Origin of the sequence: Nocardia sp. CA-136227 (assembly GCF_050955695.1) — a bacterium.
GTDB lineage: Bacteria > Actinomycetota > Actinomycetes > Mycobacteriales > Mycobacteriaceae > Nocardia.
In genome coordinates this window covers 498,725-522,950 of the sequence record NZ_CP192081.1, presented here as the reverse complement: position 1 = coordinate 522,950, position 24,226 = coordinate 498,725, and the positions used below count along the sequence as shown (strand labels likewise).

Genomic DNA, 24,226 nt, shown 5'->3' with positions numbered 1-24,226 from the left:
CGTGAAAACAACACCCGGCGACGGCGTTCGCGTCGCCGCCTTGGTTCCTGCCGCCGGCATGGGCGTGCGTCTCGGTGAGAACAAGCCGAAGGCCTTCGTCCACGTCGGCGGCAGTCCCATGCTCACTCTCGCGGTCCAGGGGCTGATCGATTCCGGGTCGGTCGACGACGTTGTGGTTATGGTGCCCGCCGAACTCGTCGCACAGACCCGTGGCCTGCTGCCCGACTCCGACGTCCCCGTGCACGTGGTCGCCGGTGGTGCCGAGCGGACCGATTCGGTGCGGGCCGGCCTCGCGGCCGCCCCCGACGCCACCCTGGTGCTGGTGCACGACGCCGCCCGGGCCCTGACTCCCCCGGCCCTGATCACCCGGGTCGTGGACGCGCTGCGCGCGGGTGCGCGGGCCGTGGTGCCCGCCCTGCCGGTGGCCGACACCATCAAATCCGTGGACGCCTCGGGCGCGGTGACCGGCACGCCGGACCGCTCCGAGCTGCGCGCCATCCAGACTCCGCAGGGCTTCGACGCCGAGCTGCTGCGCTCCGCCTACGCTGTGGGTACACAGGCGACCGATGACGCGGGGTTGGTGGAGATGCTGGGTGCGACCGTCGAGACGGTGCTCGGTGACGCCCTGGCTTTCAAGATCACTTCGCCCTTGGACCTGGTCCTGGCCAATACCCTGGCCGCCCGCCGTGATTCGCCCGACACCGCAGGTGGGCTGGACACGACACGCGCGGCGGTGATCGCGCCGTGACGGATCCGATGAGCCTGCGCACCGGCATCGGCAGCGATGTCCACCCCATCGAACCCGGCCGCCCCTGCTGGATGGCGGGCCTGCTGTTCGAGGGTGACAGCGGCTGCGAGGGCCATTCCGACGGCGATGTCGCCGCCCACGCGCTCTGCGACGCCCTGCTCTCGGCCGCCGGACTCGGCGATGTCGGCGCGGTCTTCGGCACCGGCCGTCCCGAATGGGAGGGCGTGTCCGGCGCGGCCATGCTGAAAGAAGTCCGGCGACTGCTCGACGAGGCCGGATTCTCGATTGTCAATGCGGCTGTACAGGTCATCGGAAATCGGCCCAAAATCGGTCCCCGGCGGGCCGAGGCGCAACAGGTGCTGGGTGAGATCCTGGGTGCGCCGATCTCGGTGTCGGGCACCACGACCGACGGTCTGGGCCTCACCGGCCGCGGCGAGGGCGTGGCCGCGGTGGCCACCGCCCTGCTGTGTTGCCGCGCCTGACGCACCCGTAATCCGCCCATTTCCCAACAGCTAGGATGCTCTGTCGTGACTCTGCGCCTTTTCGACACCGAGACGCGGACCCTGCGTGATTTCACGCCGCTGGTCCCCGGCAAAGCCTCGGTGTACCTGTGCGGCGCGACCGTTCAGGGGGAACCCCACATCGGGCACGTGCGCAGCGGCGTCGCCTTCGACGTGCTGCGACGGTGGCTGGCCGCCAACGGTTTCGACGTGGCCTTCATCCGCAATGTCACCGATATCGACGACAAGATCCTGACCAAGGCCGCCGAGCACGGCCGCCCCTGGTGGGAGTGGGCGGCCACGCACGAGCGCGCCTTCGACCGCGCCTACGAGACGCTCGGCGTGCTGCCGCCGTCCGCGGAGCCGCGCGCGACCGGGCACATCACCCAGATGGTCGGGATGATGGAACGGCTCATCGAGCGCGGCCACGCTTATGCCTCCGACGGCAATGTCTATTTCGATGTGCTGAGCTTCCCGGATTACGGAAAGTTGTCCGGGCACAAGCTCGATGACGTGCATCAGGGTGAGAGCGCGGGCACCGGTAAGAAGGATCCGCGCGATTTCACGCTGTGGAAGGCCGCGAAACCCGGTGAGCCGAATTGGCCGTCGCCGTGGGGTCCCGGCCGGCCGGGCTGGCATTTGGAATGCTCCGCGATGGCCGAGTTCTATCTCGGTCCGGAATTCGATATTCATTGCGGTGGAATGGATCTGGTTTTCCCGCACCACGAGAACGAGATCGCGCAGTCGCGCGCGGCGGGGGACGGATTCGCGCGCTACTGGCTGCACAACGGCTGGGTGACCATGGGCGGCGAGAAGATGTCCAAGTCGCTGGGCAATGTGCTGTCCATTCCGAATGTGCTGGAACGGGTCGGGGTGCGCGCGGTCGAATTGCGCTACTACCTCGGCAGCGTGGGCTACCGGTCGATGGTCGAATATTCCGATCAGGCGCTGACCGAAGCCGCCGCCGGATACCAGCGCCTGGAGGCCTTCGTGCTGCGGGTCGCCGAGCGCACCGGTGACGTGCCGGTCGGCACCTGGACCCCGGCCTTCGCCGAGGCGCTCGACGACGATCTCGGTGTTCCGCAGGCGCTGGCCGCGATTCACGGCGTGGTGAGCGAGGGCAACAAGGCCCTCGACGCCGGGGACCTCTCGGGCGCGCGCATGCTCGCCGGTCAGGTCCGGGCCATGCTGGGCATTCTCGGCGTGGACCCGCTGGACGCGCACTGGGCCGCGCCCGCCGACAACTCGAACGCCATCGCCGCGCTGGACGTGCTGATCGGCGCGGAACTGGGCCGGCGGCAGCAGGCGCGCGCCGACAAGGATTGGGCCACCGCCGACGCGGTCCGCGACCGGCTGCAGGCCGCGGGCGTCGAGGTCACCGACACGCCGCAGGGCGCGGAGTGGGCCTTGTCCAAGGAGAAGAAGTAGCGGTTCCGAGCAGGAGCGGCGGTTCCCGGTCGGTGTGGCGGAGCGCACCGAATTCGGGACCGCGGACCAGCGTGGGGCACAATTCTCAGTGACCCTCCGGCAATGCCAGGCCCGGAGGATGTTCGAGATGGGCGCAGCCGCACGCTGCGCCGACCGGAGGCAGGTTTCCCGCAGGATCGAGAGTGAGCGGGTTCGTCCCGCGCCCGGCTCGAGGCGGGTTTACCGCGTGCTGTGTGCATTTAACAGATTCGGAAGGCGAAGTGATGGCAGGCAACTCCCAGCGACGCGGGGCGACCCGGAAGACCGGAAGCAAGAAGGGCGCGGTCGTCGGTTCCGGCGGGCAGCGCCGGCGTGGGCTCGAGGGCAAGGGGGCGACCCCCAAGGCCGAGGACCGCGTCTATCACGTCGCCGCCAAGCGCGCGAAGGCGAAGGCCAAGGCCGAGGCGACGGCCGCCACCACCCGGTCGCGCAATGCCTCGCGGCCGATCGCGGGCCGCAAGGACAACGAGGGTCCCGAGCTGGTGCTCGGCCGGAACCCGGTCGTGGAGTGCCTGCGCGCCGGTGTGCCCGCGACCGCCCTGTACGTCGCCAACGGCACCGAGAACGACGACCGGCTCTCCGAGGCGGTGAAGACGGCCGCCGAGATCGGCATCTCGATCCTGGAGGTGCCGCGCACCGACCTGGACAAGATGAGCCACAACGGCATGCACCAGGGCATGGCGCTGCAGGTGCCGCCGTACAAGTACGCGCACCCCGACGACCTGGTGGACCGGGTGCGCAACTCGGGCGAGCCGGCGCTGATCGTGGCGCTGGACAACATCACCGACCCGCGCAACCTGGGCGCGGTCATCCGGTCCGTGGCGGCGTTCGGCGGGCACGGCGTGGTCATCCCGCAGCGGCGCAGCGCCAGCGTCACCGCGGTGGCGTGGCGCACGAGCGCCGGTGCGGCGGCGCGGCTTCCGGTCGCGCGGGCCACGAATCTGACTCGTACGCTGAAGGATTGGGCCAACAAGGGCTACCAGATCGTCGGGCTCGACGCGGGCGGGGACACCACCCTCGACGAATTCGACGGCAGCGCACCGACGGTCGTCGTGGTCGGCTCCGAGGGCAAGGGGCTCTCGCGGCTGGTGCGCGAGAACTGCGATTCGATCCTGAGCATTCCGATGGCGGGGCCGGTGGAGTCGCTGAACGCGTCGGTGGCGGCCGGTGTGGTGCTGGCCGAAGTGGCTCGCCAGCGCCGCTCCTGACCCCAAATCGGTCGCTCGACCATCACTGTGGGGCGTCCAGTTCCGCCTCGATAATCAAGTGGCCCAAGCGAACACCGCGCGTCCACCTGCCGCGCGGTGCCTTTCGCCCGTAAACTTTGGCGGTGGTCTTCGATCAGCCGCCCCTCGGGTCCCCCGTCGAGCACGAGCACGCAACCGCCGTCCTGCTACTGGGCGCGCTCAGCGTGTTCTGCTGCGGCGCGCTGGGACCGATCGCGTGGGCCCTCGGCCGACGCGCGCTCAACGACATCGAGGAGGGCGGGGGCCGCTTCGGCGGCCGGGTGCAGGTCCTGGTCGGCTATGTCCTCGGCGTCATCGGGACATTCATGATGGTCGTGTTCGGCAGCATCTTCCTGATGATGGTGATCAGCGGAAGGGCCTGATCATCAGTCCAGGCCCGGGCGCTGCTCGCCGCCGGTGATGCCGTCCCAGGCGGGCCATTCCCCCGCGACGCTGCCGGTCCACTTCGGCGGGCGGCGGTCCTTCAGGGCCGCGACACCTTCGCCGCCGTCGGTGCTCTTGGCGACGTAGTCGTTGAGCTCGGTTTCCAAGCGGCCCACGGTGTCCGGGTCCATGGTGGGGGCCTCCCAGAGCAGGCGCTTGGACAGCGCCACGGGGAGCGGGGCCGAGCCGTGGGCGATGTCGTGGGCCACCTCGAGGGCGGTGGGCAGGACCTCGGCGGCGTGCAGGCAGGAATTGGCGATGCCGAGCGAGTACGCCTCGTCACCGTCGAAGGTGCGACCGGTGAGCAGCAGGTCGGCGGCGCGGGCGCTGCCGATAAGGCGGGGCAGGGTCCAGTGTGCGAAGCCGTCGGCGAGCGCGCCGCGGCGGACCTGGTTGAGGGCGTACACGGCGTCGCGGGCCACGTAGCGCAGGTCGCACTGCAGCGCGATCTCCAGGCCGATGCCGACGGCGTGCCCGTTGACGGCGGCGATGACCGGTTTTCGGATCCGGAACGGCGCCGGGTCGATGAGGCCGTTGACCTCGCCGACCTTGAGCGACAGGTCCGCGCCCGCGCAGAACGCGGGCGCGGTGCCGGTGATGACGACCGCGCCGATGGCATCGTCGTTGTCGCAGCGGCGCAGGGCCGCACCGAGTTCCGACGCCATGGCCGGAGTCAGCGCGTTCTGCTGGGCGGGCCGGTTGAGCGTCAGGACCGCGACGCCCCCGGAGACGTCCACAAGCAATTCCGAACTCATGCGGTGCATATTAGGCCCTGTGCCCGACTCCGGGCGGGTTCCCACAGTTCAGGCGCGGAGGATCTGCCGGCCGATGGCGTACTTGTGCACCTCGGTGGGGCCGTCGTAGAGGCGGAAGGCGCGCATGTCGCGGAAGATCATCTCGACCACGGTCTCGTCGGAGATGCCGATGCCGCCGAGCACCTGGACACAGCGGTCGGTGACCTTGAACAGCTCCTCGGAGACATAGGACTTGGCGATCGAGGACTCGTGGCGGGCCTTGTGGCCCTGATCCATCAGCCAGCAGGCGTGCCAGATGGTGAGGCGGCACTGGTGCAGCGCGATCTCATTGTCCGCCAGCATGAACGACACGCCCTGGTGCTCGCCGATCGGCTTGCCGAAGGCGGTGCGGGTCTTGGCGTAGTCGACCGCGATGGCCTGGGCGCGTTCGGCCGCGCCGAGCCAGCGCATGCAGTGGGTGAGGCGGGCCGGGGCCAGCCGCAGCTGGGCGTAGCGCAGCGCCTGGCCGGTCTCGCCGAGCACGGATTCCTTGGGCAGGACCAGGTTTTCGAAGTTCACCACCGCGTGGCCGCCGACGTAGTTGCGGTCCATGGTGTTCATGATCCGCTCGATGACGATGCCCTCGGTGTCGCCGTCGCAGAGGAACAGGGTGGGGCCCTCGGGCAGGTGCGGGTTGGCGGCCAGGCGCGCCATGATGATCCAGGTCTTGGCGCCGTCGGCGCCGGTGATCAGCCATTTGCGGCCGTTGATGGTGAAGTTCTCACCGTCGAAGACGGCCTCGGTGGCGAGCTGGTTGGGGTCGGAGCCCGCGCCGCCCGGCTCGGTCATGGCGAAGACGGAGCGCTGGTGGCCGTCGATGACCGGCTGCAGGAAGCGTTGCGTCTGTTCCGGATTCGCGATCTTGGACAGCATGAACATATTGCCCTCGTCGGGGGCGGCGCAGTTCATGGCGACCGGGCCGAGGGTGGACCAGCCGGCGGCCTCGTACAGCACGGCCTGTTCGACGTGGGTCAGGCCGCGCCCGCCCAGCTCGACGGGGGCCTGGATGGTGAGCAGCTTCTCGGCGCGAGCCAGCTCCACCATTTCCTGGCGCAGTTCGTCGTTGGGGCCGTGCGCGGTCAGGCGCGGGTCGCGTTCGAAGGGCACGATCTTGTCGATGACGAACTGGCGAACGCGGTCGCGTTCGGCAGCGAGGTCGGCGGGAATCGAGAAGTCGATCATCGTGGTCACCATCCGTCAGGAGTCGCGGTCGAGCCGAGCATACGACGACCACCCCACCCGACTGAAGGCACCCGCCCTCAAACGAGGACGCGACGCAGGAAATCCTCGACTTCGGCCCGGTAGGCGGCCGGTTGATCGTCGTGCACCAGGTGCCCGGCGTCCGCGATCACCACGTGCCGGGCGTCCGGATGCAGCGCTGCCATCTCCCGCATCTGACCCGGCGGCGTGATGGTGTACTCGCCCTCGATCAGCAGCGCGGGCACGGTCACCGACTTCCACTGCGCCCAGAAGTCGCGGGTGCCCCACTCCTCGGAGATGTCCCGGAAGGTCGGCACCTCGCCGTGCAGGTGGTAGCCGTCGGGCTCGAGGCGGAACGAGTCCAGGAAGTAGCGTCCGGCCACCGGCCCGAAGAACTCCAGCACCGCTGCCTCGGTGGCGAACGGGATCGGCCAGGCCTCGACCATGGCCGCCCAGTCCGCCGCGGTGCGGCCCTGGAAGTCGGGGGCCATGTCCTCGACCACCAGCGCCCGGACCCGGTCCGGGTGGGCGGCGGTGAACATCCAGCCGTGCAGGCCGCCCATGGAGTGCCCGATCACGACCATCGGCTCGTCGATGTGCGCGGTCGCTTCCGCGAGATCGGCCACGAAGGCCTCGGTGGTGAGCCGCGGCGGTGCGGGCCGCCCGTGCCCGGCCGCGTCGAACGTGTACACGTGCCCGAATTCCCGCACCCAGGGCAGCTGCGCCCGCCAGGTCCGGGCACTGCCCATCAGCCCATGCAGCAGCAGGATCGGAGTCCCGGTGCCGCCTTCGTCATACAACATCGCCCCGAACGATACGTCCGGAGTGCCGGAGTACATTCGCAGGCATGGCAGTCGTCAAGATCAACGCAATCGAGGTCCCCGAGGGCGCCGGCCCCGAACTGGAGAAGCGTTTCGCGCACCGCGCGCACGCGGTCGAGAACTCGCCCGGGTTCCTGGGCTTCCAGCTGCTCCGCCCGGTCGCCGGCGACAACCGCTACTTCGTTGTCACGCAGTGGGATTCGGAGGAGTCCTTCGCGGCGTGGCGGGACGGCCCGGCGCGCGAGGCGCACGCGGGCGAGGCGCGCAAGCCCGTCTCGACCGGCGCGTCGCTGCTGGAGTTCGAGGTCGTCCTGGATGTGGCGGGCAAGAACGCCTGATCAGGCCCGATAGGTGACCTTGTGGAGCAGCCATTCCGCCGGACCGCGGCGGAAGCGGTAGCGCCACAGGGTCGCCGCCAGCAGCGAGCCGAGCGCCAGCAGGGCCAGTAGTTCCCAGCCCGGTCCGTGGATACCGCCGGGCAGCGACGTCGCTTCCGGATCCGGGACCGGCACCAGCACGCTGACCGCGACCACCTGCAGGATGTAGAGGCTCAGGGCGCAGGAGCCCGCGGCGATCAAGGGCCGCACCGCGATTCCGGTGCGCGGCACCACCGCCATCAGGACGCCGATCACGAGGAAGGCGACGCCGGTCGCGCCGAACACCTCGAACGGGGTGCCGCTGTGCGGGGTCGCGACGGTCAGCCACCACGGGCTGGTCGTGGACACCACTCCGAATCCGGCCGCGTCGATGACCCGGCCCGGATCGAAGTCGATGATGCCCGCCGCCGCCATGTTCCGGGTGAGCAGCTCCGCGAGCTGCGCACGGCCACCGAACGGATGCTGCGCCAGCCAGGAACCGCCGTAGCCGAGCAGCGTGAGCGCCGCGCCGACACCGATCACCGGTAGCGGACGCAGCGCGCGAATCCCCCAGCGGCCCAGGGCCATTCCGGCGAAGAGGAACGGCATCCAGGTCAGGGCCGGGTAGGTGCCGGTGAGCGTCAGCATCTGGAACACCTCCCGCACGCCGGACCAGGAGGTCAGCATGCCGAAGTCGGGATCGCCGCCGAAAGCACTCTGCTCCATCTGATTTCGGATCGCGTACGACTCGAGCGGTCCCGCGATCGCCCAGATCGCCGCCAGCAGGGCCAGTCCCCGCGCGCTCAGCCACAGCGCGGGCAGCGCCAGCAGGAAGAACAGGCCGTAATAGGCCAGGATGAGCGCGATTCCGATACCGGAATGCAGTTGCGCCAGTGCCAGACCCAGCAGCGCCACCAGGATCGCCCGGGCGGCGATGCGGACCACCGCGCGGCGACCGGCCGGACCGGTGGCGGGTTGCGCCCCACCGGACATGAGGGCCAGGGACACGCCCGCGAGCACTGCGAACAGGGCCGCCGAACGGCCCTCGAAGACCGTCAGCCAGCCCGCGCCAGGACTCTCCCGCGGTGGTCCGACGTGGACCGCGAACATGCCGAGCACCGCGATTCCGCGGGCGGCGTCCAGCGCGAGCACCCGCGGCAGCGGATCGACCGCATTCGATTCCCGCGCCGCCTCGACCGCGACCGGTGACTCCATCACCACTGCTCACCTCCACATTTCGACCGGCAGTGAGGGCGAGGCTAATGGTGGGGCAGCGTGAATTTCGAGCCCATTGCCCGATTCCGGGCGAACTCTGACCGAAAGAACTAGTCCCGGCAGACAAGAGTGTCAGCCGGGACCGCGCGCACTGCGCCTCGAGGACTACGCCTCGAAGGTGGCGGCCAGTTCGATGGTGTCGACGCCGGTCAGCGCCTTGGACACCGGGCAGCCCGCCTTGGCGGCCTCGGCGGCGGCCAGGAACCCGGCCTCGTCGATGCCGGAGGCCTTGCCGACCACGGTCAGCTTGATCTTGGTGATGCGGAAGCCGCCGGCCGGGTCCGGGCCCAGGGTGACGTCGGCGGTGATGTCGAGGCTCTGCACGGTGCCGCCCGCATTGCCGATCTGGCCGGACAGGGCCATGGCGTAGCAGGAGGAGTGCGCGGCCGCGATGAGCTCTTCGGGGCTGGTGGTGCCGTCGGCCGCGTCGGCGGCGCGCTTGGGGAACGAGACGTCGTACTTGCCGACGCCCGAGCTGACCAGCTCGACCTGACCGGAACCGTCCTGCAGACCACCGGACCAGCTGGTATGCGCGGAACGTGTAGGCATCGTTACGTCCTTTCGTGTGGGGGAACTCGACTTCGGATCGAACCTACCCGGTGGCGGCGGCGCTGTGGTCCCAGTGTTCGAGGATGCGCGGCCAGGACTGCCGATGCCGGTCCCGGGCGGGCTCGTCGGGGAATCCGGCGTGGGTGAGCACCAGGGCGGTGCCCGCGCCGTGCGCCGAGAGTTCCACCGTGAGTACGGTTTCCGCGCCCGCCGTGCCATCGGTGATCCAGGTGAGTTCCACCAGATTGTCCGGGACCAGGCGCAGGAAGCGCCCGTAGTGCGGGTGGCCGCCGCCCGCGGTGAAGTAGAACGGCTCGTTCACCTCGGGCCGCATCCGCACCGAACCCGGGTCCGCGAACCAGGTTCCGAACTGTCTGGTGGCCATGCGGTACAGCTCGGCCGGGGAGGCGGCCATGATGCGTTCGGCGACCAGCGAGAACGGTCGCGCGGCGAGGTCGGGTGGCCGCGGGGGCGCAGCGTTCATGGGCGGCGACGATACCGCCCCGAACCGCGCTCACCCGGGATTGGTGACCCGGGCGAGGACGATGCCGCCGATGATCATGGACAGCGCCAGCATCCGGCCCACACTGAGCGGGTCCTTCTGCACCAGCACGCCCAGCGCGATCGCGCCGACCGCCCCGATGCCGGTGAAGATCGCGTACGCGGTGCCCACCGGCAGCGACTGCATGGCGTAGGACAGCAGGTACACCGCGACCGCCGCGAGCAGGAAGCACACCAGGGTCGGGAGCGGCTTGGTGAAATTCTGGGTCGGTTTGATGGACTGCGACCAGGCGATCTCCACCAGGCCGGCCAAACCCAGGACGAGCCAGTTCATGTCAGTACTCCTTACCGAGCGCGCGGACCGCGTCGAGGGCGGCCGCGTAGGAGGCGTCGTGCTTGTCGCGCAGATGGGCCAGCGCCGGATCGTGGCGGGCGTTCACCAGTTCGGCATTGACGAAAACCGTGTCCTCGACGGCGAAGTGGCCGGCGAAGAAGTCGCGCAGGTAGCGCTCCTGGTAGTCGTAGATCGCCTTCGGCGCGCCCGGGGAGTACGCGCCGCCGCGGGCGGTCACCACCACGAATCGGGTGGGGGCCAGCGACATTCGCGGGAAGGTGATCTGGTCCAGCCAGGCCTTGAGGCTCGCCGGAACCGAGTAGTTGTACATCGGCGTGCCGATCAGCACGACATCGGCGGCGCGGACCTCGGCGAGCAGGGGTTCGACGATCTCCCAGGCCCGCTGCTGCTCGGGTGAGTCCACCAGGTCGGCCAGGCGGTCCAGGTCGGTGCTGCCGTGCGCGAGGACGCGGTCGCACAGTTCGGTCCAGCCCTCGCCGATGAACGGGATGGGGTCGTCGGCCAGGTCGCGGTGGACGTAGGCGCCGTCGGGGTGTTCGGCCCGCCAGGCGTCGGCGAAGGTCGCGCCGAGCAGACGGCTGACGGAGTTGCGGCGGGCGCTGGCGTCGAGGTGCAGCAGAGCGGTCATGAGCGGGTCTCCCATCAAGTGGACATATTGTCCGGTTACTTCTCCAACGGTAGACCTTAACCGGACGTATTGTCCACTTATTCCTCGAAGGCTACAGTGAGCTGCATGAACACCCCCGGCCTACCGCTCATCGACGACCAGGCCGCGCCCGTCGAGCGCGCTGACGCGGCCCGCAACCGGGCCAAGGTGCTGGCCGCCGCCGCGCGACTGTTCGCCGACCGCGACCCGCGCACGGTCACCATGGACGACATCGCCAAGGCCGCCGGAGTCGGCCGCGGGACGCTGTACCGGCGCTATCCGGATGTGGGCTCGATCGCGGTGGCCCTGCTCGACGACCACGAGAAGGCGCTCCAGGAACAGCTCCTGCGCGGGGAACCGCCGCTCGGGCCGGGCGCGCCGCCCGCCGAACGCCTCGCCGCGTTCTACGCCGCGATGCTCGAATTGCTCGACACCCACGCCAATTTGGTGCTCGGCGCGGAGACCGGGGGCGCGCGCTTCCGCACCGGGGCCTACCAGTTCTGGGCGGTGCACGTCCGGATGCTGCTCGTCGAAGCCGGTGTGGCCGAACCGGATGCGCTGGTGGACGCACTCCTCGCGCCGCTCGCCGCCGAGGTGTACCGGCAGCAGCGCGACCGCGGGCTCAGCACCGATCGGATCGCCGCCGGACTCGCGCGGATCGCGCACGGCGTACTGGACTCGCCCCGGCCGTGACACGGCGCCGCGACCGCCCACCGGTGGGATGGACGGTCGCGGAACACGGTATCCGCCTGCGCCTCAAGCCATGTCGCGACGACGGACCAGCCAGATCGTGCCGCCCGCGAACAGCATGACGTAGACGGCCAGGACGATCAGGGACTCGCCGCGCGAGAGCACACTCAGTACGCCCGGCGTCGCCGGGCCGCTCACCGTGCGCATCGAGCCCGCGAGCGAACCGGCCGCCGTACCGGGCAGGTGATCGGTCACCGCCTGGATCGGCGAGAAGATCGCGCCCACGCCGCGGAGCAGATTCTCCACCACCAGCACCCACACCAGGCCCAGGCCGACCGCCAGTGCGGGCCCCCGGGCCGCGGTCCCGACCAAGGCGCCCGCCAGCGTCCACATGCTCAGAATCGCCGCGCCCGAACCGATTCCGAGCAGTATCCGGCCCATGGACGGCAGCGCCAGGGACTGCCCCTGGCTGCCCGCGATGAGCATCGCCACCCCGGTGTCCACCGCGAAGGCGACCAGCACCAGCGCGACCACCGTCAGCGCCAGGCTCAGCACCACCGCGCCGATCACGTTCGCCCGCGAAGGGCCTTGGGTGAGCGCGGTTTTCCAGCTGCCCCAGCCGTACCCGCTGCCCGTCGCCAGCGCGCCCAGCACCAGCAGCAGCGCGCCCCCGAACAGCGCCATGCCCTGCGTGAACACCTCCGGTACCGCGGCGGGCAGCATCTGCTGCAGGAGCGCATCGCGGGGCAGCCCATTGGACATGCGCGTACTGCTGCCGGTCGTGTAGGCGAGGTAGTTGAACAGGTAGGCGAAGGTGAGGTTCAGCAGGATCCAGGTGCCGAGCACGATCCAGAACGCGGGCCACTTGCGCAGCCGTAGCAGTTCGGCCCGGACACTGGCCACCAGAGCCGGGAACGCGCCGTGGTTGTCGAGGGTGCCGCGGTCTGTCATTTCGCTGTCTCCGTCATCTCGAAAAATACTTCCTCCAGGGACTTTTCGTCGCTGCGCAGTTCGAGCAGGTCCGCGCCGGCCTCGACGACAGCGCGCGCCACCGCCGGTGCCTCGGCGGCTCCGGCGTCCACCCGGATCCCGGCGGCGGTGAGCAGCGCGGACCGCTCCCCCGCCACCGCGCGCACCGCCGGGAACGCCAGGTCCAGGGGTTCGGCCCGGACCAGCAGCGAGGCGGTGCCGCGCAGGTCCCGCACCGTCGATTCGGTGAGCAGGCGGCCGTCGGAGATGACGCCGACGCGATCGCAGATCTCCTGCACTTCACTGAGCAGGTGACTGGACAGCACGACGGTGTGCCCGTCGGCGGCGAGTCCGGTGATGAGTTCCCGCATGTCGGCCATGCCCGCGGGATCCAGGCCATTGGTGGGTTCGTCGAGGATCAGCAGGTCGGGGTGGCCGAGCAGGGCGGCCGCGACGCCGAGACGCTGCTTCATGCCGAGCGAGTAGGTGCGGAACCTGTCCTTACCGCGGGCGGACAGGTCCACCCGGGCCAGAGCGTCGGCGACCGCGTCGTCGCCGACACCCCGATAGCGGGCCAGGACGCGCAGGTTGTCGCGGCCCGAGAGGTAGGGGTAGAAGCCGGGGCCCTCGATGAGAACGCCCATGCGGCGCAAGGCATCCGGGTCGCCGGGCGCGCGGCCGAGCACGGTCGCGGCGCCAGAGTCCGGGCGGATGAGACCGGCCAGCATGCGCAGCGTGGTGGTCTTGCCCGCGCCGTTGGGGCCCAGGAAGCCGTAGATCTCGCCGCGGCGCACGCTCATGCTGACCGCGTCCACGGCGGTGTGGGGGCCGTAGCGCTTGGTCAGCCGGTCGGTGACGGCGATCGCTTCGTTCATGGCTTCCACGATCCGATTCCGGGGACGGAAAGTAATCCGTCCCGGCGCGTGATCGGGTGTACGTATCGAGACGTATTCGGGGGCCGTATCCGGACGTATTTCGGTGCGACACGGTGCCGCTGCCCGACGACGGCGCTACGGTGCTGCTATGGACACACGCGGGGGAAGGCTGGGTCGGCGCGACGTGCTCCCGGCTCTGGTGGTGGGGGCGATACAGCTCGGCGCGGGCACGCTGGCCAATCACCATCAGAACGTGCCGCGCGCCCTCGACCTGCTCGGATACGTGCTGCTCGCGGTGGGTCCGGTGCTGCTTCTGCTACGGCGGCGGTACCCGCTGGGGGTGTTCTACGGGACGATGGCCGTCACCGTCGCGTACCTACTGTTCGGTTATGGGTATGGGCCGATCTTCGTCTCGCTCGTCGTCGCCTTCATGACCGCCGCCGTCCGCGGATCCCGTTGGTACACCTACCCGTTCGTCGCCGTCGGGTACCTGCTCATGGTGTGGCCGGTCCCCGGGTGGTGCGGGTACCGGACCAGCGTCTGGCAGGAATTCGGTTTGCTCGCTTGGCTTTTCCTGCTCGCGGCCGCCGCCGAGGGGTTTCGGCAACGCTGCGTCGCCCTCATCGCCCGGCGACAGCGCGCCGAAGCCGCCGCCCGCGAGGAAGAGGCCGAGCGCCAGCGGGCGCGCACCCAGTACGCGCTGGAATCGGCCGAACGGGAACAGCGGGTCACCGAGGAGCGCCTGGCGATCGCGCGCGAACTGCACGACGTGCTGGCGCACAGCCTGTCACTGATCAATGTGCAGTCCTCGGTCGCGCTGGAGTTGTTCGAGCGCAAGCCCGAACAGGCCGCCACCGCGCTGGCCGCCATCAAGACCGCCAGCAAGGACGCGCTCGGCGAGGTCAACGCGCTGCTGCGGTCCATACGCGGCGGCACCGCCACCGTCGCCGCCCCCACCACGCCCACCATCGGCATCACCGACCTCGACAAGCTCACCGGACCGGCCCGCGCCGCCGGCCTCGAGGTGCACACCATGGTCACCGGCGGACCGCGCCGGCTGCCCGCCGTGGTCGACGTGGCCGCCGCCCGCATCGTGCAGGAGTCGCTCACCAATGTGGTGCGGCACGCACCCGGCGCGAGCGTGCTCGTCACCGTGCACTACGCGGCCGAACGGCTGCAGCTCACCATCGACAACACCAGGCCCACCCGCCAGCCCGCACCCCAGTCGCCGTCCGGCGGGCACGGCATCACCGGCATGACCGAACGCGCCCACGCGCTGGGCGGGCAGCTGTCCGCCGAACCCAAGGCCGACGGCGGCTTCCGGGTCAAGGCGCGCCTGCCCACCCACCTGGCTCACCCCGAACCGGCTGCGTAACCTGGGAATTCGAGGAGGACCGATGCCGATCCGCGTGGTGATCGCCGACGACCAGGCACTGGTGCGCGCGGGCTTCGTCGCGCTGCTCGGCGCCCAGGACGATATCGAGGTGGTGGGCGAGGCCGACCACGGCGGCCAGGCCGTCGACCTGGCCCGGGCGCTGGTCCCCGACATCGTGCTCATGGACATCCGCATGCCGGTCCTGGACGGACTGGCCGCCACCCGCGCCATTGCCGCCGACCCGGCCCTCGCCGCGGTGAAGGTCATCGTGCTCACCACCTTCGACCTCGACGAATACGTCTTCGAGGCGATGCGCGCCGGGGCCACCGGCTTCCTGGTCAAACACACCGAACCCGCCGACCTGGTCAAGGCCGTCCGGGTGGTCGCGGGCGGCGACGCCCTGCTCTCCCCCAGCGTCACCAAACGCCTGGTCGAGGAATTCGCCACCCACGCCAAACCCGCCCCCGCCGCCGCCTTCTCCGAGCTCACCGACCGCGAACGCGAGGTCATGACGCTCGTCGCCGAGGGCCTCACCAACGCCGAGATCGCCGAACGCCTCTACCTCAGCCCCGCCACCGCCCGCACCCACGTCAGCCGCATCCTGGTCAAACTCGGCGCCCGCGACCGCACCCAACTGGTGGTGCTGGCCTACGAATCCGGCCTGGTGCGGCCCGGCTGGCAGTGATCAGAAGGTGCTCCAGTACTCCCCCACCGTGAAGCTCTGCACCACACCGCGTTTCATCTGCGGATCATCGGTGATCGTCACCATCTGACGCGACAGGTCCAGCTTCATGCCGTCCGCGGCGAGGAACTGCTGGCTGTTGGCGGTGAAGGTGAAGAACTTGGCCTCGAACGGCTGCGCCCGCAACTGTGGGACATCGGCCCGCAGCACCCGCGGACCGCCGGGCTCCTCGCACACCGCCAAGCGCTGCGTGGTCCCGAGCAGGGCGCCGATCAGCAGGACCGGGCGTTCACCATCTCCGCAGCGCGCGAAGGAATCCCGCCAGCCCTGCGCGTCCGCGGCGGGCGGCAGGGCACCGGAGGTGGCGGGGATCGACGGCGTCGCCGCGGCGGTCGTCGTTCCCGCCGGCGGCGTAGCGGTCGCGGGTGATGCGGTATCGCTCCCCGAACAGGCCGCCGTGGACGCCACGAGCGCGAGCCCGGTCAACACCGGAAAACAGGAACGAACCGCGAACATCGGGGCAGGGTAGCAAGCACGCGAACCTCCCCGAATCGGTCGCCGATTAGGTCGCCGCCGGGTACGCACCCGGACGTAGTCGAGAAGCCGACGCGAAGCGGATTCCCCGCCAATCGAATCCGCGCATGCTCGAAGACATGAGCATGAACTTCGGCATTGTCATCGCGCCCCGGTCGGGGGCCACATGGATCGAGGCGGTTCGGACCGCCGAGCGGCAGGGTTACGGCACCGTGCTGCTGCCCGACACGCTCTATACCCCCTCACCGTTCCCGGCGCTGGCCGCCGCGGCCGCCGTCACCACCACCCTGCGGCTGCGGCCCAATGTGCTGGCCGCGCCGATGCGGTCGGCGGCCGCCACCGTGCGCGAAACGGCTGCGCTGCAATTGCTTTCCGACGGACGGTTCGAGCTCGGACTCGGGACCGGACGGCCCGATGCGGCGGCCGAGGCCGAAAAGCTCGGTGTCGCTTTCGGTTCCGCAGCACAGCGGCGGGCGCAGCTGGTGGAGGTCGCGCGGGCGGTACGCGCGGAGGTGACGCCCGCACCGCCCATCGTCGTCGCGGCCGCCGGGGCGCGGATGCTCGCCGCCTGCGCGGAGATCGCGGACCGGGTTCATCTGGCCGTCGCGCCGACCGCCGGTGAACAGGACCTGGCCGACATCGTGGCCCGGGTCCGGGATCTCACCGACCGGCCGATCGCGTTCAGCCTGCAACTGGTGGCGATCGGGGACGCGCTGCCGCCGTTCATGAGCAAGTTCATGGGCGTCACCCTCGAGCAGCTGCGAGAGGCGAACGCGGCCGCCCTGCTGCCGGCCGACCCGGCCGCGGCGGCCGAACTGCTCGAGCACCGCCGCGAGAAGCTCGGCATCGACGAAATCCTGGTCCCCGGCGACCTTTCCGAGGCGTTCGCGCCGGTGCTGAACCGCTTCCGCTGACCCGTCAGCGCACCGGCTCGCCCAGGCCCTGCCGAATGGCCTGTTCCACAGGGGAATACGCGCCGTCCGGCCGATCCAGGTCGCACGGCTCCCGCAGCAGCAGCGGCGGCTGGGCCATGAACTTCGGGCGGCCGGTGCGATTGGGCTGGGCGGCGTGGATGAGGAAGGGGTGACACAGGAACACGTCACCCGCCTTGCCGGTGGCCGCGGCCTCGGGCAGATCGGCGCAGTCGGTGTAGAACTCGTGCAGATCGAACATCGTGGTGCCCGCCTCGCCGAACGGACGCAGGACCGGGGCGAGGCGCTGATGCGAGCCGACCCGAATCCGGGTGGGGGCGTCATCGGGGCCGACATCCGAGAAGAGGAACAGCATGAGTAGGGCACGGCCCGTGGAGTAGACGTTCACCCGCCAGCTCAGGTAGTCGTCGCGGTCGGCGTCGCCCGGGAAACTGACATCGACATGCCAGCCGGCATCGCCGGGCGATTCCGGACTCGGGAAGCGAATCGGCCAGCTGCCCAGGCTCTTCCGCGGCAGCCAGCGGCCCGGGCCCACCAGCTGGTCGAAGGCCTCCAGCAGAGCGGGAGCGGTGACCGCGCGCTGGAAGGGCTCCTCGGCGTGATCCCAGAGCCGGATGACCGGCTCGGTCCAGGTGGCGGGATCGTCCGGATCGCATCCGGTCTCGCGCCAGAGGATTTCGCGGCCCGCCGCGGCGGTCGCCGCGGAGAAGACCCCGTCGACCTTCACGAAGCCATCGGTGACGAAAGCGGCGATCTGAGCGTCGGTGAGCATTGCTCGAGCATCCGCGACACCCGGGTCGTTCCGCCACCGAATTTCGTTCCCGGACACAGCAGCAGCCCCGCCCTCCCGGAGGAGAACGGGGCTGCTGTCGTCTTGCTGAGAACTACTCGCCGGAGGCGGCAGCCGGAGCCTCACCCGCGAGGGCGGCGACCGGCTTGTCCTCGGCGGCCGAGTCGGCCTTCTTGGTCAGCTTGGCCTTGGCCGCGAAGGTGAACTTCGCGTTCTCGCCCTGGCCTTCGCCGTCCCAGCCCTCGACGTCGACCACCACGATCTGACCGGCGCCCAGCTCGCCGAAGAGGATCTTCTCCGACAGCTGGTCCTCGATCTCGCGCTGAATGGTGCGACGCAGCGGGCGGGCGCCCAGGACCGGGTCGAAACCGCGCTTGGCGAGCAGGCTCTTGGCCTTCTCGGACAGCTCGATCTCCATGTCCTTGTTCCGCAGCTGGTTCGCGACGCGTCCGATCATCAGGTCGACCATCTGGATGATCTGGTCCTGGGTCAGCTGGTGGAACACGATCACGTCGTCGATGCGGTTCAGGAACTCCGGGCGGAAGTGCTTCTTCAGCTCGTCGTTGACCTTCAGCTTCATCCGCTCGTAGTTCGAGCCCTCCGCGTTGGACTGGGCGAAGCCCAGGCCCACGGCCTTGGAGATGTCCGAGGTACCGAGGTTCGAGGTGAAGATCAGCACGGTGTTCTTGAAGTCGACCGTACGACCCTGACCGTCGGTCAGGCGACCGTCCTCCAGGACCTGCAACAGGGTGTTGTAGATCTCCTGGTGCGCCTTCTCGATCTCGTCGAACAGCACCACCGAGAACGGCTTGCGGCGCACCTTCTCGGTGAGCTGGCCGCCCTCCTCGTAACCGACGTAGCCCGGAGGGGCACCGAACAGACGCGAGGCGGTGAAGCGGTCGTGGAACTCGCCCATGTCGATCTGGATGAGCGCGTCGTCGTCGCCGAACAGGAAGTTCGCCAGCGCCTTCGACAGCTCGGTCTTACCGACACCGGACGGACCGGCGAAGATGAACGAGCCCGACGGACGCTTCGGGTCCTTCAGACCGGCGCGGGTGCGGCGGATGGCCTTGGACACGGCCTTGACCGCGTCCTCCTGGCCGATGATCCGCTTGTGCAGCTCGTCCTCCATGCGGAGCAGACGGGTGGTCTCCTCCTCGGTGAGCTTGAACACCGGGATACCGGTCCAGTTGGCCAGCACTTCTGCGATCTGCTCGTCGTCGACCTCGGCCACGACGTCCAGATCACCGGAGCGCCACTGCTTTTCGCGCTCGGCCCGCTTGGCGACGAGCTGCTTCTCCTTGTCGCGCAGACGCGCGGCCTTCTCGAAGTCCTGCGCGTCGATCGCGGACTCCTTCTCCCGGCGCGCCTCGGCGATCTTGTCGTCGAATTCGCGCAGGTCCGGCGGCGCGGTCATCCGGCGGATGCGCATGCGCGCGCCCGCCTCGTCGATGAGGTCGATCGCCTTGTCCGGCAGGAAGCGGTCGTTGATGTAGCGGTCGGCCAGCGTGGCCGCGGCGACGAGAGCGCCATCGGTGATGGAGACCCGGTGGTGCGCCTCGTAGCGGTCGCGCAGACCCTTGAGGATGTTGATGGTGTGCTCGACCGTCGGCTCGCCCACCTGGACCGGCTGGAACCGGCGCTCCAGGGCGGCGTCCTTCTCGATGTACTTGCGGTACTCGTCGAGGGTGGTGGCGCCGATGGTCTGCAGCTCACCGCGAGCCAGCTTGGGCTTCAGGATCGAGGCCGCGTCGATGGCGCCCTCGGCCGCGCCCGCACCCACCAGGGTGTGCAGCTCGTCGATGAACAGGATGATGTCGCCGCGGGTGTTGATCTCCTTGAGCACCTTCTTCAGGCGCTCCTCGAAATCACCGCGGTAGCGGCTGCCCGCGACCAGGGAACCCAGGTCGAGGGTGTACAGCTGCTTGTCCTTCAGCGTCTCCGGCACCTCGCCGTTGACGATGGCCTGGGCGAGACCCTCCACGACGGCGGTCTTACCGACGCCGGGCTCACCGATCAGGACCGGGTTGTTCTTGGTACGGCGGCTCAGCACCTGCATGACGCGCTCGATTTCCTTCGAGCGGCCGATGACCGGGTCGAGCTTGCCCTCGAGGGCGGCCTGGGTCAGGTTGCGGCCGAACTGGTCCAGCACCAGCGAGGTGGACGGGGTGCCCTGCTCGCCACGCGAACCGGAACCCTCGACCGGCTCCTTGCCCTGGTACCCGGACAGCAGCTGGATGACCTGCTGACGGACGCGGTTGAGATCCGCGCCCAGCTTCACCAGCACCTGCGCCGCGACGCCCTCACCCTCGCGGATCAGGCCGAGCAGGATGTGCTCGGTGCCGATGTAGTTGTGGCCGAGCTGCAGCGCCTCACGCAACGACAGCTCGAGCACCTTCTTGGCACGCGGGGTGAAGGGAATGTGACCGGACGGCGCCTGCTGGCCCTGTCCGATGATCTCCTCGACCTGCGAACGCACACCCTCCAGCGAGATACCAAGGGACTCCAGCGACTTCGCCGCGACGCCCTCGCCCTCGTGGATCAGGCCCAGCAGGATGTGCTCGGTGCCGATGTAGTTGTGGTTGAGCATCCGGGCCTCTTCTTGGGCCAGGACAACGACCCGCCGCGCGCGGTCGGTGAACCTCTCGAACATCGCTCCCTCACTCTCCTGCTCCGCCATCACTGGCATCCGGCGCTTCAGACCCTGTGCTGCCCTTCTGGTCGCCAGCCTGCCATGAAGCCCTGGGGTTGCATCCCCCGACTCCACTCTAGTTGCCGGGGGTCACGCACGTCGTCCGTCCACCCTATTGCGAACCGGCGACAGTACGACTCATTCAGTCATAACGGGGCAGTTGCGCGGCTCGTTTCCGAACTCGCTACGCCCACAGCGAACAAGCCGGTCAGTCCCGGAAATCGAGCGGGTCGGCTATCCGGTGAGCGGCGGGACGAACTCACACGGGACCGGCCGCGGATGCTCCGGATCCAGAGCGTTGAGCGCGATCATCGCCCCGCGATGACTCCCCGCGATGGCGAGGTGGTCGGAGTAGTCGATCGGGCAACCGTCCTGCATGAAGAAGTTCGTGACGTTCGGACCGGGCACCAGGCCGATCGTGTACGGCACGATCAGCTCGTCGTAGCGGGTGTCCAGGTTGGTGTACGCCACGGTCGGGTCGTACACGCCGTCGGCGTTCAGGGCCGTCATGAAGGGATCCCCGCCGAGCATCTCCGAACAGGCCGGGCACACGCCCAGGCCGACCGCGGCGTCCACGGTCGCGGTGTCGGCCCCCAGCCGCGCGGCGAAGGCCCGGACCACGGCCATGTTGTCGCCGTAGGTGCCGAGCCACGGCGCCGCGATGGCCACGAACTTGTCCACCTGACCCGAACCGCCGAGCCGCTTGACGAAGTACTGGCCGACGATATTGCCCTGCGAATGGGCGATCAGGTCCACCTTCAGGGCGCCCGTCGCGACCCGCACCCGGGCCACGAAGGCGGCCAGCTGCGCCGAACTGTCCTCGATGGTCCGGAACCCGCCCATGGCCGACAACGGCCACGGCACGTCCAGCGCGCCGTAGGTCAGGGCGAACACGCAGTAACCCTCATTGGCCAGCAGCGGCGCGTAGGCGCCCCAGTTGGTCTGCGCCCCACCGGCGGTGCCGTGCACCAGCACCACCGGATCCGGATGCGCCGCGGAGGGCTTGCAGTTCCAGTCGTTCGAGCCCGGCAGCGAACCACCGGGATCGGCGAGCTCGTACGGAATACCCGCGAAGAAGTTGAAGCTCACCGGATACTCCGCGCGAGCCGCACCGCTCGCGGTGATTCCCAGCATGGCCGATACCGCCAGGATCAACAGCGAAACCGATGTTCCCCGCATCCTTGTCATCATCCCTCCCGATGCCCCGAATCCCAAGGTGAATCGGCCGGTCAGGCGCCCGTGAAGGGCGGGACGAACTCGCACGGGACCGGACGGGGGTGCGCCGGGTCCAGGGCGTTGAGCGTCATCATGGCCGCGCGGCGACTGCCCGCGATGGCCATGTGATCGGAGAAGTCGAGCGCGCAGCCTTCCTGCATCAGGTCGTTGGTGACGTTCGCGCCGGGGACCAGGGCGATCGACGGCCACACCGCCTCGTCGAAATTGGAGGCCAGGTTGGTGTAGGTGACCGACGGGTCGAACACGCCGTCCGCGTTCAGGGCGTTCATGAACGAGGAGTTGCCGAGCATCTCCGGGCAGGCCTGGCAGATGACGCCCACGGTGGCCAGGTTGTCGATCTGGTCCGCGGTCGCGCCCAACTGCTGACCGAAGGCCCGGATCACGTTCATCTGGTCGCCGAAGATGCCCAGCCACGGGGGCGCGATGGCCGCGAAGTGGTTGACCTTGCCGGCGCCGCCGAGCCGCTTGATGAAGTAGTTGCCGACGGTGTTGCCCTGCGAGTGGGCGACGAAGTCGACCTGCGCGGCGCCGGTCGCCGACAGCACCCGGTTCACGAACGCGGCCAGCTGAGCGGCACTTTCGGGGATCGGCTTCATCCCGCCCAGGGCGTTCAACGGCCACGGGACGTCGAGGGCGCCGTAGGTCAGGGCGAACACGCAGTAACCCTCGTTGGCGAGCAGCGGCGCGTAGGCGCCCCAGTTGGTCTGCGCGCCGCCCGCGGTGCCGTGGATCAGCACCACCGGATCGGGGTGCGTGGCCGTGGGCTTGCACGACCAGTCATTGGCGCCCGGCAGCGAGCCGCCCGGATTCAGCAGCTCGTTCGGGATACCCGCGAAGAAACTGTATGTGACCGGGTATTCCGCGCGAGCCGTACCGCTCGCGGTGATACCTAATATCGCCAGCACCGCCATGATCAGCAGTGATCCTGGCGTTCCACGCATGGGCATCCTCTGCATGTTCCCTCCCAAATTAGAACGCGTTCCGACAACCTAGTCAGGAAACAAGCACGGAGGATGGATTACTGACGAGTAAGTTCTGAAACTGGTTCCACTACAGGAAAACGGCGATGGCCGGGACCCGCAGGCGGCTTGTGTTGCCGCACATGAGGTCCCGGCCACCGCCGGAAAAGCGAGCTGAATTACTGCCGGGCGGAAGGGAATCCGGGCTGCGGGGCATACTGCGGGTACATCGGAGCCGAGGCCGCGGCCGGAGCCGACACCGCCTTCTGATCCGCCTTGGCGTGCTGCATGCCCGCCACGAACAGCGCACCCGTCAGCACCAGGAAAGCGAGGGTGTGGATCACCGCGCGCACGACGTTCCAAGCCACCCAGGAGCTTTCGAACTGGGACCGCACCGCCGCCAGATCCGGGATCTGAGCGACATCACCGGCATTGGCCAGCTGGTTGTTGAGCGGCACGTTCAGGCCGGAGGTCACCGCGAAGGCGATCACATTGAGCGCCAGCGCGACGCCGACCCAGATCAGCGTGGTGCGGGTGTCCTTGCCCAGGTGCAGGGCCGCGGCCAGCACGGTGAAGCCGACCGAACCCATGAAGGCGAGCATGAACGGCGGGTTGATGATGACCACATTGATCTTCTGCATGATGTCGACGAAGGTGCGGTCGTCGGACTGGCCCAGCGCCGTCATCACCGAGGTCGCGTAGGCGAAGAAGATGCCGGCGGTGAGACCGGTGGTCAGCGTCGCCGCCACCAGCGCGGCCGTGCGAAGTGCGAACATCGATCTCTCCTGACTGGATCCGCCACCCGGACTCCCGGGCGATCAACTACATCCAGTCAACAGTCCGCGGCCCCGGAAACCCATGGCTCAGAAGCTCACCCCCATGCGCGCGGGTCCAGGGTCAGAGATCGCGCTCCGAGATGACGCCGGACTGCATGGCCAGGTTGGCGAGGCGGACGCGCTTCTGGTTCTGCGGCAGGTCCTCGACGCCGAACTTGGCGAACAGAGCGCGCAGGTGGGTCTTGATCGCGTCGACACTGAGGAAGAGTTCGGCCGCGATCTGCTGGTTCGAGGCGGGCGAGGCGAAGCCGTCATTACCGCGCAGGGGGCGGCAGAGCGCGATCAGCACCGACCGCTGGGTCTCGGTGAGCGAGCGGAGCGTGGGCAGCCCACCGGTCGAGGTCTGCGTGACATCGCCTGCGGCGCCGCTGAAGTCATGGAAGGTGACCCGCGAGGTGCCCATCCGGATGACATCCCCCGGCTGCAACCGATGCCGCCCCACCAGGCGGTCACCGTTGACGAAGGTGCCGTTGCGGGACAGGCCGTCGTCCACGATGGTCCAGTGCGCGCCCAGGTACTCCGCGGTCGCGTGCAGGCGCGACACCTCGGCGTCCCAGGACAGCGACAGATCGGCCTGCGGGGAGCGGCCGATGGTGATCCGGGGCTGGTCGGAGGACAGCATCAACTCGTGCTGGCGTCCCTCTTGGTCCTTGACCCGGAGGAAGGAACCGTGGAAAGCGGTCACTGTGCCGATACCTCTTCTCTACGCCCAGCCAGTGACGTCGTCTGCACGTTTCAATGGTGCCTGGCCACCCCGGGCAGTAGCAAGATCGC

27 protein-coding genes are annotated in these 24,226 nt (G+C 69.2%); 10 read left to right on the top strand and 17 right to left on the bottom strand.

Going from position 1 to position 24,226, the window contains the following annotated elements:
* Nucleotide 1: 1 nt before the first annotated feature.
* The 5 genes from ispD (at nucleotide 2) to ACQP06_RS02415 (ending at nucleotide 4,324) form a co-directional block, all read left to right on the top strand.
* A complete protein-coding gene (gene ispD, locus ACQP06_RS02435) occupies nucleotides 2-748 on the top strand; it encodes a 2-C-methyl-D-erythritol 4-phosphate cytidylyltransferase (RefSeq protein WP_433670154.1) in 747 nt (248 codons plus the stop codon).
* 14 nt (nucleotides 749-762) lie between these two features.
* Nucleotides 763-1,230, top strand: coding sequence for a 2-C-methyl-D-erythritol 2,4-cyclodiphosphate synthase (gene ispF, locus ACQP06_RS02430; protein WP_379106264.1), 468 nt, complete (start codon nucleotides 763-765; stop codon nucleotides 1,228-1,230).
* Nucleotides 1,231-1,275: 45 nt separating this feature from the next.
* Nucleotides 1,276-2,676 carry a cysteine--tRNA ligase gene (gene cysS / locus ACQP06_RS02425; protein ID WP_433670152.1) on the top strand — a complete coding sequence of 467 codons (1,401 nt, stop codon included), beginning with the start codon at nucleotides 1,276-1,278 and terminating at the stop codon, nucleotides 2,674-2,676.
* Between the two features lie 263 nt (nucleotides 2,677-2,939).
* Complete coding sequence (gene rlmB, locus ACQP06_RS02420; protein ID WP_433670150.1) at nucleotides 2,940-3,923, top strand: 23S rRNA (guanosine(2251)-2'-O)-methyltransferase RlmB; 984 nt, start codon at nucleotides 2,940-2,942, stop codon at nucleotides 3,921-3,923.
* Nucleotides 3,924-4,045: 122 nt separating this feature from the next.
* On the top strand, nucleotides 4,046-4,324 hold the full coding sequence (locus tag ACQP06_RS02415) for a DUF4190 domain-containing protein (RefSeq protein ID WP_357087423.1): 279 nt from the start codon (nucleotides 4,046-4,048) through the stop codon (nucleotides 4,322-4,324).
* A 3-nt stretch (nucleotides 4,325-4,327) separates the two neighbouring features.
* On the opposite strand, the gene ACQP06_RS02410 is transcribed toward ACQP06_RS02415, so the two are convergent.
* The 3 genes from ACQP06_RS02410 to ACQP06_RS02400 all read right to left on the bottom strand — a co-directional run bounded on the left by ACQP06_RS02410 (nucleotide 4,328) and on the right by ACQP06_RS02400 (nucleotide 7,182).
* Entirely contained in the window at nucleotides 4,328-5,140 is an 813-nt protein-coding gene (locus ACQP06_RS02410) for an enoyl-CoA hydratase/isomerase family protein (RefSeq protein ID WP_433670148.1), read from the bottom strand.
* 48 nt (nucleotides 5,141-5,188) lie between these two features.
* Nucleotides 5,189-6,361 carry an acyl-CoA dehydrogenase family protein gene (locus tag ACQP06_RS02405; protein ID WP_433670146.1) on the bottom strand — a complete coding sequence of 391 codons (1,173 nt, stop codon included), beginning with the start codon at nucleotides 6,359-6,361 and terminating at the stop codon, nucleotides 5,189-5,191.
* A gap of 77 nt (nucleotides 6,362-6,438) precedes the next feature.
* Nucleotides 6,439-7,182, bottom strand: coding sequence for an alpha/beta fold hydrolase (locus ACQP06_RS02400; protein ID WP_433670144.1), 744 nt, complete (start codon nucleotides 7,180-7,182; stop codon nucleotides 6,439-6,441).
* 44 nt (nucleotides 7,183-7,226) lie between these two features.
* Here ACQP06_RS02400 and mhuD point away from each other — a divergent pair, with 44 nt between their 5' ends.
* On the top strand, nucleotides 7,227-7,538 hold the full coding sequence (gene mhuD / locus ACQP06_RS02395) for a mycobilin-forming heme oxygenase MhuD (RefSeq protein ID WP_357087432.1): 312 nt from the start codon (nucleotides 7,227-7,229) through the stop codon (nucleotides 7,536-7,538).
* Here mhuD and ACQP06_RS02390 read toward each other — a convergent pair whose 3' ends face one another.
* The 5 genes from ACQP06_RS02390 to ACQP06_RS02370 form a co-directional block, all read right to left on the bottom strand.
* Complete coding sequence (locus tag ACQP06_RS02390; protein ID WP_433670142.1) at nucleotides 7,539-8,771, bottom strand: DUF418 domain-containing protein; 1,233 nt, start codon at nucleotides 8,769-8,771, stop codon at nucleotides 7,539-7,541.
* Between the two features lie 165 nt (nucleotides 8,772-8,936).
* Nucleotides 8,937-9,380 (bottom strand): OsmC family peroxiredoxin, encoded by a 444-nt coding sequence (locus ACQP06_RS02385; RefSeq protein WP_433670140.1) that lies wholly within the window; start codon nucleotides 9,378-9,380, stop codon nucleotides 8,937-8,939.
* Nucleotides 9,381-9,423: 43 nt separating this feature from the next.
* Complete coding sequence (locus ACQP06_RS02380; protein WP_433670139.1) at nucleotides 9,424-9,864, bottom strand: SRPBCC family protein; 441 nt, start codon at nucleotides 9,862-9,864, stop codon at nucleotides 9,424-9,426.
* Nucleotides 9,865-9,894: 30 nt separating this feature from the next.
* Complete coding sequence (locus tag ACQP06_RS02375) at nucleotides 9,895-10,215, bottom strand: DMT family transporter (RefSeq protein WP_357087443.1); 321 nt, start codon at nucleotides 10,213-10,215, stop codon at nucleotides 9,895-9,897.
* 1 nt (nucleotide 10,216) lies between these two features.
* Nucleotides 10,217-10,864 carry an FMN-dependent NADH-azoreductase gene (locus tag ACQP06_RS02370; protein WP_433670137.1) on the bottom strand — a complete coding sequence of 216 codons (648 nt, stop codon included), beginning with the start codon at nucleotides 10,862-10,864 and terminating at the stop codon, nucleotides 10,217-10,219.
* A gap of 105 nt (nucleotides 10,865-10,969) precedes the next feature.
* On the opposite strand from ACQP06_RS02370, the gene ACQP06_RS02365 reads away from it, so the two are divergent.
* Nucleotides 10,970-11,575 carry a TetR/AcrR family transcriptional regulator gene (locus tag ACQP06_RS02365; RefSeq protein WP_433670135.1) on the top strand — a complete coding sequence of 202 codons (606 nt, stop codon included), beginning with the start codon at nucleotides 10,970-10,972 and terminating at the stop codon, nucleotides 11,573-11,575.
* Between the two features lie 63 nt (nucleotides 11,576-11,638).
* Here the strand turns inward: ACQP06_RS02365 and ACQP06_RS02360 are convergent, their stop codons facing one another.
* Together ACQP06_RS02360 and ACQP06_RS02355 are read right to left on the bottom strand one after the other, a co-directional pair.
* Nucleotides 11,639-12,523: an ABC transporter permease gene (locus ACQP06_RS02360; RefSeq protein ID WP_433670133.1), complete on the bottom strand. Its 885-nt coding sequence runs from the start codon at nucleotides 12,521-12,523 to the stop codon at nucleotides 11,639-11,641.
* Nucleotides 12,520-13,416 carry an ABC transporter ATP-binding protein gene (locus ACQP06_RS02355; protein WP_433670131.1) on the bottom strand — a complete coding sequence of 299 codons (897 nt, stop codon included), beginning with the start codon at nucleotides 13,414-13,416 and terminating at the stop codon, nucleotides 12,520-12,522. The genes ACQP06_RS02360 and ACQP06_RS02355 overlap by 4 nt, the downstream gene beginning before the upstream one ends.
* A gap of 148 nt (nucleotides 13,417-13,564) precedes the next feature.
* On the opposite strand from ACQP06_RS02355, the gene ACQP06_RS02350 reads away from it, so the two are divergent.
* Together ACQP06_RS02350 and ACQP06_RS02345 are read left to right on the top strand one after the other, a co-directional pair.
* Complete coding sequence (locus ACQP06_RS02350; RefSeq protein ID WP_433670129.1) at nucleotides 13,565-14,791, top strand: sensor histidine kinase; 1,227 nt, start codon at nucleotides 13,565-13,567, stop codon at nucleotides 14,789-14,791.
* A 22-nt stretch (nucleotides 14,792-14,813) separates the two neighbouring features.
* Entirely contained in the window at nucleotides 14,814-15,476 is a 663-nt protein-coding gene (locus tag ACQP06_RS02345) for a response regulator (RefSeq protein ID WP_433670128.1), read from the top strand.
* On the opposite strand, the gene ACQP06_RS02340 is transcribed toward ACQP06_RS02345, so the two are convergent.
* A complete protein-coding gene (locus ACQP06_RS02340; protein ID WP_433670127.1) occupies nucleotides 15,477-15,989 on the bottom strand; it encodes a hypothetical protein in 513 nt (170 codons plus the stop codon).
* A 125-nt stretch (nucleotides 15,990-16,114) separates the two neighbouring features.
* On the opposite strand from ACQP06_RS02340, the gene ACQP06_RS02335 reads away from it, so the two are divergent.
* Entirely contained in the window at nucleotides 16,115-16,921 is an 807-nt protein-coding gene (locus tag ACQP06_RS02335; RefSeq protein WP_433670125.1) for an LLM class flavin-dependent oxidoreductase, read from the top strand.
* A gap of 4 nt (nucleotides 16,922-16,925) precedes the next feature.
* On the opposite strand, the gene ACQP06_RS02330 is transcribed toward ACQP06_RS02335, so the two are convergent.
* The 6 genes from ACQP06_RS02330 to ACQP06_RS02305 all read right to left on the bottom strand — a co-directional run bounded on the left by ACQP06_RS02330 (nucleotide 16,926) and on the right by ACQP06_RS02305 (nucleotide 24,137).
* Nucleotides 16,926-17,711: a phytanoyl-CoA dioxygenase family protein gene (locus tag ACQP06_RS02330; protein WP_433670123.1), complete on the bottom strand. Its 786-nt coding sequence runs from the start codon at nucleotides 17,709-17,711 to the stop codon at nucleotides 16,926-16,928.
* 112 nt (nucleotides 17,712-17,823) lie between these two features.
* On the bottom strand, nucleotides 17,824-20,382 hold the full coding sequence (locus ACQP06_RS02325) for an ATP-dependent Clp protease ATP-binding subunit (protein ID WP_433670121.1): 2,559 nt from the start codon (nucleotides 20,380-20,382) through the stop codon (nucleotides 17,824-17,826).
* Nucleotides 20,383-20,655: 273 nt separating this feature from the next.
* Nucleotides 20,656-21,600 carry an esterase/lipase family protein gene (locus tag ACQP06_RS02320; protein ID WP_433670119.1) on the bottom strand — a complete coding sequence of 315 codons (945 nt, stop codon included), beginning with the start codon at nucleotides 21,598-21,600 and terminating at the stop codon, nucleotides 20,656-20,658.
* Between the two features lie 50 nt (nucleotides 21,601-21,650).
* On the bottom strand, nucleotides 21,651-22,598 hold the full coding sequence (locus ACQP06_RS02315) for an esterase/lipase family protein (RefSeq protein WP_433670118.1): 948 nt from the start codon (nucleotides 22,596-22,598) through the stop codon (nucleotides 21,651-21,653).
* A gap of 197 nt (nucleotides 22,599-22,795) precedes the next feature.
* The gene (locus tag ACQP06_RS02310) at nucleotides 22,796-23,392 is read right to left on the bottom strand and encodes a DUF1772 domain-containing protein (protein WP_433670116.1); all 597 of its coding nucleotides are present in this window, start codon (nucleotides 23,390-23,392) and stop codon (nucleotides 22,796-22,798) included.
* 121 nt (nucleotides 23,393-23,513) lie between these two features.
* Nucleotides 23,514-24,137 carry an FHA domain-containing protein gene (locus ACQP06_RS02305; RefSeq protein ID WP_379273295.1) on the bottom strand — a complete coding sequence of 208 codons (624 nt, stop codon included), beginning with the start codon at nucleotides 24,135-24,137 and terminating at the stop codon, nucleotides 23,514-23,516.
* Between the last annotated feature and the right edge of the window lie 89 nt (nucleotides 24,138-24,226).